3 protein-coding genes are annotated in these 4226 nt (G+C 55.8%); all 3 read left to right on the forward strand.

Going from position 1 to position 4226, the window contains the following annotated elements; translation table 11 throughout:
• Positions 1-439: 439 nt before the first annotated feature.
• The 3 genes from LPA02S_RS10890 to LPA02S_RS10900 all read left to right on the forward strand — a co-directional run bounded on the left by LPA02S_RS10890 (position 440) and on the right by LPA02S_RS10900 (position 3627).
• Positions 440-1000 (forward strand): ECF-type riboflavin transporter substrate-binding protein, encoded by a 561-nt coding sequence (locus LPA02S_RS10890; RefSeq protein ID WP_054649487.1) that lies wholly within the window; start codon positions 440-442, stop codon positions 998-1000.
• 90 nt (positions 1001-1090) lie between these two features.
• Entirely contained in the window at positions 1091-2797 is a 1707-nt protein-coding gene (locus LPA02S_RS10895) for an ABC transporter ATP-binding protein (protein ID WP_056956342.1), read from the forward strand.
• A 5-nt stretch (positions 2798-2802) separates the two neighbouring features.
• Positions 2803-3627: an energy-coupling factor transporter transmembrane component T family protein gene (locus LPA02S_RS10900; protein ID WP_054649588.1), complete on the forward strand. Its 825-nt coding sequence runs from the start codon at positions 2803-2805 to the stop codon at positions 3625-3627.
• Positions 3628-4226: the final 599 nt, after the last annotated feature.

Genomic DNA, 4226 nt, shown 5'->3' on the forward strand with positions numbered 1-4226 from the left:
TTTCGGTGGGAGCCCCTTATACTCTGCTTTCTAAACGGCCTTCTCCGCTCTCTCCTGCTCCGCTCTCTCTTTACTTTCCCCTCAACTCCTGCTAAACTTCAAGCATATTAACAGCCGCTTTCAGGAAATAGTACGGTGTTCCCCCACCAGTAACAGAGAGCGTCACCCTTGCTGCAAGTGACGCCTGGTAGCCCACCAGAATGAATCCCCATCAATAACGGTCGGTGACACACTCCTTACGTGTAAGAGGTTCCGTTTATACGGAACAAGGTAGGTGGTACCACGACTTTGGCCGCCCTATCATGATTGATTTCATGATGGGGCGGTTTTTGTTTGATCAGGATTCTTCCACTAACAACGTACGTCTCCTCTAGTAGCCCGCAATTATTTTTACTTCCATAATCAGCAGTTCGCATACACCCCAAGGAGGATTCAACATATGCAAAATCACAAACAGCACGGCCTCAGCATTCGCACCGTCGTCGCCATCGGTATCGGCGCGGCCATCGTCTTTCTGCTTAAACGGTTTGGGTCCGTTCCAACCGGTATCCCGAACACTAATATCGATACCTCGTACGGCTTCCTGGCATTCTTTGCCAGCCTGTTCGGGCCAGTAGCCGGCTTCATCATTGGCTTCCTCGGCCACATGCTCAACGACCTCACTTACGGCACCCCGTGGTGGACTTGGGTCATTACCACCGGTATTCTGGGTGGCATCATCGGCCTCTTCTGGAAGCGGTTCGACGTCGAGGGTGGTAACTTCGGCACCAAGAAGATTATTAGCTTCAACGTCCTCCAAATTATCGCCAACCTGGGTTGCTGGGTGCTGCTGGCCCCGACCCTCGACATCCTCGTCTACTCCGAGCCTGCGAACAAGGTGTACCTGCAGGGGATTGTTTCCGGCATTAGTAACGCCGTTTCTACCGGGGTGATCGGCACCATTCTGCTGGTTATCTACGCCGCATCACGGACCAAGCGCGGTTCGCTGAAGCAAGAATAAATTGTTGACTGGGAGGTTATCATCAGCGTATCTGGGTGATAGCCTCCTCGTCCGTCGTTCGCACCAATCACTACTTATTGGAAGGTAATCATGCCAGCAATTATATTTGAGCACGTTAATTTTCAGTACGAAAGCCAGGCTGAGCCCACCCTGCACGATATTAACCTCACCATTAATGCGGGTGAAAAAGTGCTTATTGCTGGGCCTTCCGGGTCCGGTAAGTCCACGCTGGGTAACCTCATCAACGGCTCCATCCCCCACTCAATCAAAGGTCAGGTCACCGGCCACATCCGTGTGGGCAAGCTAGACACCCAGGAGGCCAGCCTCTTCGACCTCTCACTGCTGGTCGGGACCGTGCTCCAAGACCCCGACAGCCAGTTTATCGGTCTGACCACGGCCGAAGACATCGCCTTTGGCCTGGAGAACGACCGCGTGGCGCGTCCGGAGATGCACCAGCGAGTTGAACAGTGGGCCACCCGGCTCGGCATCGCCGCACAACTACACCAATCACCCCAAGAACTATCAGGCGGGCAAAAGCAACGCGACGCCATGGCGGGTGTGCTCATCGATGACGGCGACATTCTCCTCTTCGATGAACCACTAGCCGCGCTCGACCCAGCGAGTGGTCACCAGTCCATCGCCCTCATCGACGAACTGCACCAGCAACTGCACAACACCGTGATCATTATTGAGCACCGGATTGAGGACGTACTCACCCGGCCAGTTGACCGCGTGATCCTGATGGCCAAAGGCAAGATTGTGGCCGACCTGAAACCGGACGCGCTCCTCCGCAGCAACGAGTTGCAACAAATCGGCCTCCGCGAACCGCTCTACATTGAGGCACTCCGCTACGCTGGCTGCGACCTGAACCACATCGACCACATCGACAACGTGAACGCGTTAAACGCGGAAGTACTCGCGCCGGCTTTGCAAAGCTGGCAGGCCAACGCAACCGTCCCCGTCACCATTCAATCTGGGGAGCCCTTACTGGATGTCCGTCAGCTCAGTTTCTGCTATGAGAACGGGCCGCAGATCTTCCACGACTTTGACCTCACCATCAACCGCGGCGACATGCTGGCCCTCGTCGGCCGCAACGGCGTCGGCAAGTCCACTCTGAGCCAAATTATTACCGGCTTCCTGACCCCCTCGGCGGGTACATTGACCTACCACGACGGGCACACCGATATCGACCTCGCCAAGCTGTCCGTCAAGGAACGCGCCGATAAAATTGGCTACATTATGCAGGACCCCAACCAGATGATTAGCCAGGTGATGATTCGGGACGAAGTAGCGTTAGGCCTACGGTTACGTGGGGTGGACGAAGCCGCCATCAAGCAAAGGGTGGATGACACCCTCAAGATTTGCGGGCTATACCCGTTCCGTAACTGGCCCATCAACGCGTTGAGTTTCGGGCAGCGCAAGCGGGTCACCATTGCTAGTATTCTGGTATTACAACCCGAGTTGCTCATTCTGGACGAGCCCACTGCTGGGCAGGATTGGCGGCACTATACCGACATGATGACCTTTCTGGAACAACTGAACCAACAAGGTATCACCATGATGTTCATCACGCACGACATGCACCTCATGCTGGAGTACGCCAACCGGACGGTGGTCCTCGGTGATCAGGGCGTCATGCTGGACGCAAAGCCCTCAACGGTGCTATCTAACCCGACCGTCGTGAGCGCGGCGGCTTTGGCCCCCACCAGCCTCTACCAACTGGCCGAACGGGTGCACATTGACCCCGATGCGTTCACCCAACACGTCATCGCCACGGAAAGGAAGGTGCGCCGCTGATGAGTATGCAACTATTCGGTTATGCCGAGCAAAATACCTGGATTCACCGACTGAGCGGGGCCACCAAGCTCCTCGCCTTTCTGGGACTATCCATCATCGCAATGGTGTCGTACGACGCGCGCTTTCTGGCCGCTATCACCGTGATGTCGCTCATCCTGTTTAAGCAGGCACGCATTACGTGGCCGCAGATCCGCCTGGTCACCAAGTTCATCCTCTTCTTTTCCGTCCTTAATTTGCTGGCCGTTTACGTATTCAGTCCCGAGTACGGCGTCCAATTGTACGGCACGCGCCACCTCATTTTGGGGAGTGATGGGTACTTCACGCTAACTCAGGAACAGTTATTTTATGAATTAAATTTGATCCTAAAGTACATCGTCACGGTACCCCTAGCCCTCATCTTTTTGATGACCACCAATCCGAGTGAATTTGCGTCCAGTTTGAACAAAGTCGGCCTCTCATACCGGGTCAGCTACTCGGTAGCACTGGCGTTACGATACATTCCGGACATCCAGGGTGAGTACCATCAAATCAGCCTGGCCCAGCAGGCGCGCGGATACGAGCTCTCGCGGAAGGCCAACTTGTGGCAACGACTACGGGGCGCGGGTAAGATTCTGATTCCGCTGGTGTTCGCCAGCCTCGACCGGATTGACACGGTCAGCCGGGCAATGGAACTACGCCGCTTTGGCCGGTACCGCAAACGGACGTGGTACATGGGACGCGATTTCCGCACTAGCGACTGGTTGACGCTGGGCGGGACGGTCCTCATCATCGTCGTCGGTATTGGCTTATTCAGCGTCAACGGCGGGCGGTTTTGGAATCCGTTCCGTTGATAAGAAGCCCGCGTGTTGACGTCAACACGCGGGCTGTTTTTGGCGGTTCTGGCCGGTGGGGGTGCCCGTAGGGTACTGCGACTTTGTGGACCGCTCCACGGTGACCGCTGCTAGGGCGAAACCTCCAACCGGCAAAATGCGCCGGTTTCCGGTGAGACTTAGAGCCTGCCTGCCAAATGCGGGCAGACAGTCTCTAAGTTCGTCGCGCTGTACGTCGCCTGCGTCTCCTACAGCGGTGCCCCCTTGCAGCGGTCACCGTTCCGGGTCCAGTCGTCTCCGTACCCCACGGGCACCCCCACCGGCCAGAACCACATTTGCGAACGTATTTACGAATGATTATGGTCAACTGCCTCCCTCATAGCAGCACGACCAATGATCGAATTTAACGATTGTGTTTACTGGATATTTCGTAACCCAAAACACAGACGAATTGATTCAAAGGTTTGTGACCAGACTGACTGCTATTACAGACCAAGAACTGTGAGGGGGGTGTTGTCTTGTCGTGAGATGTGACTGCTACAGTAGCGTAAGGCCGCGTCGGTCGGACCGGTAAGCGGAGGCGTGTGGGGTCGGAATGGCAACCACTGCCGGGGTGTAAC

It is taken from the genome of Lacticaseibacillus pantheris DSM 15945 = JCM 12539 = NBRC 106106 (genome assembly GCF_001591865.1).
GTDB classification, from domain to species: domain Bacteria; phylum Bacillota; class Bacilli; order Lactobacillales; family Lactobacillaceae; genus Lacticaseibacillus; species Lacticaseibacillus pantheris.

What these genes read in the sequence shown, in the direction of transcription:
- LPA02S_RS10900 (WP_054649588.1), top strand. Translation starts at nt 2,803, where the DNA reads ATGCAACTATTCGGTTATGCCGAGCAAAATACCTGGATTCACCGACTG.
- LPA02S_RS10890 (WP_054649487.1), top strand. Translation starts at nt 440, where the DNA reads ATGCAAAATCACAAACAGCACGGCCTCAGCATTCGCACCGTCGTCGCC.
- LPA02S_RS10895 (WP_056956342.1), top strand. Translation starts at nt 1,091, where the DNA reads ATGCCAGCAATTATATTTGAGCACGTTAATTTTCAGTACGAAAGCCAG.